Source organism: Rhizobacter sp. P3_B12 (assembly GCF_056402895.1).
In genome coordinates this window covers 1-2070 of sequence record NZ_JBFUGN010001048.1, presented here as the reverse complement: position 1 = coordinate 2070, position 2070 = coordinate 1, and the positions used below count along the sequence as shown (strand labels likewise).

General features: G+C 71.0%; 3 protein-coding genes. All 3 read right to left on the bottom strand.

Translation table 11 applies throughout. From position 1 onward, the window contains the following. Positions 1–2: 2 nt before the first annotated feature. Positions 3–1154, bottom strand: a complete 1152-nt coding sequence (locus AC1D01_RS31885) for a glycosyltransferase (RefSeq protein WP_477873518.1) — start codon at positions 1152–1154, stop codon at positions 3–5. Beyond that, entirely contained in the window at positions 1151–1765 is a 615-nt protein-coding gene (locus AC1D01_RS31880; RefSeq protein ID WP_477873517.1) for a polysaccharide deacetylase family protein, read from the bottom strand. The genes AC1D01_RS31885 and AC1D01_RS31880 overlap by 4 nt, the downstream gene beginning before the upstream one ends. Next, on the bottom strand, positions 1762–2070 hold a 309-nt coding region (locus AC1D01_RS31875), incomplete at its 5' end, for a glycosyltransferase family 4 protein (RefSeq protein ID WP_477873516.1). The genes AC1D01_RS31875 and AC1D01_RS31880, both read right to left, overlap by 4 nt.

Here is a 2070-nt window from a genome sequence, read left to right as displayed (position 1 = left end):
CATCATGCGGTGCTCCCTGCGGCCGGTGCCGGCGTGCCGGGCCGCGCGAGCCCCGCCTCGTAGATCGCCACCATGCGCTTCATCCGCGCATCGAACAGGAAGCCGTCGCGCACCTTCGTGACCGCCGCCGCACCCATCGCCGCACGCCGCGCCGGGTCGCCGAGCAATGTCGCCAGCGATTCGGCGAAGCGCACCAGGTCGCCCGGCGGCACCAGCAGCCCGTCGACGCCGTCGCCGATCACCTCGGGGATGCCGCCCACCGCCATCGCGACGCCGGGCACGCCGTGCAGCATCGCCTCCAGCAGCACGTTCGGCAGGCCTTCGCGCAGCGACGCCATTGCCAGCAGGTCGAGCGCCGGGTAGATCGCCGGCAGGTCGTTGCGGTGGCCGAGCAGCCGCACCGTGCCGTCGAGTTTCAGCTGCGCCACCTGGGCCTCGATCTCGGCGCGTTGCGCGCCTTCGCCGGCGATCAGGAAGCGTGCCTTCGGAAAACGTGGCGCGAGCTGCGCGGCCGCGTCGACGAACAGCCGGTGCCCCTTCTCGATGCCCAGCCGCCCGATGATCGCGACGACCTGCGCATCGTCGGCCAGGCCGAGCGCCGCGCGCGCATCGGCGCGTGCCTGTGCGCCTTGCGCCTGGTAGGAACTGCGGATCGCGTTGTGCACGACGGTGATCTTGCGATCCGGCACGCCAGCCGCGACGGCCAGCTGCCGGTAACTCTGCGACACGCAGACCACGCGGTCGAAGAAGCGCCACAGGAAGGCCTGCAGCCGCTCGTACAGCCGCACCTTCGCGTTCTCCGAGGTCCAGCCGTGGGCGGTGGTGAGGGCCGTGACCTTGGCGCGGCGCGCCGCCAGCAGCGTGTACAGGTCGGCCTTGTAGCCGTGGCTGTGCGCCACCGTGCCGGGCTGTGCGGCGAGCTTCGCGGCGAGCCTGCGGATGGCGCCCAGGTCGAGCTTGCCGGCCGAGGGCAGGCATTCGTAGTCGATGCCGRCCTCGCGCACCTTGCGCGAGATCGGCGTGTCGTCGGTGTTCCAGAGGTTGATGATGCGGGCGTGCCAGTCGCTGCCGCGCAGCGCGAGGCATTCGTTGATCACGGTCTTCTCGGGGCCGAACACGTCGTCGGCGCTGATGATGTGGATGAGGGTCTTCACACGGTCTCCAGGACGCCGAAGCGCAGGCCGGCTGCGCGGGCGTTGTCCAGCAAGCGCGGCAGGGCCTGCGCGGTCACCGGGGTGTCGTCATGGAACAGCAGGATGTCGCCGTCCGTCAGGGCTTGCGGCGTGACGCGCGCTTCGAGTTCGCTGGCCTGTTGAATGAACGAGTCGCGGGTCTCGAACGACCACATCACGATCTTCACGCGGTTCAGCAGGCACCAGCCGATGCGCAGCACCGACAGCTCGCCGTACGCCGGCCGGTAGCTGCGCAGCCGCACGCCGAAGCGCGCGGCCACCGCGCGCATGCGGCGCAGGTCGTCGAGCTGCTCGCGCCAGCTCATGTCGCTGCAGTGCCGGTGCGTGAAGCCGTGCAGCGCGATCGCATGGCCGCGCTCGCGCACCTCGGCCACCAGCGCCGGGTGGCGCTCCATCTCCTGCCCGATCATGAAGAAGGTGGCCTTCACGCCGCCGCGCTCGAGCGCATCGAGCACCTGCGGCGTGACGACCGGGTGCGGGCCGTCGTCGAAGCTCAGGTACAGGCCCGGCGCATCGCCGCGGTAGCGCAGCACCGGGCTCAGCAGCTTGCGCAGCAGCGCCTTGATGATCACCGCAGGCCTCCGGCATAGATCTGCAGGTAGCGCTGGGCGGTGCTTTCGAGCGAGAAGGCATCGCGCTGGCGTTGCGTGGCGGCGCGGCCGAGCGTGGCACGGCGGCTCGCGTCCTGCAGCAGCGTCAGCATCGCGTCGGCGAACGCGGCCTCGTCGCCATCGGGCACGAGCAGGCCGCTCTCGCCTTGCAGCACGGTCTCGGGGATGCCGCCGACCTGGGTGCCGACGACCGGCAGCCCGGCGCGCATCGCCTCGAGGATCGCGATCGACACGCCTTCGTAGTGCGACGACATCAGGAACACGTC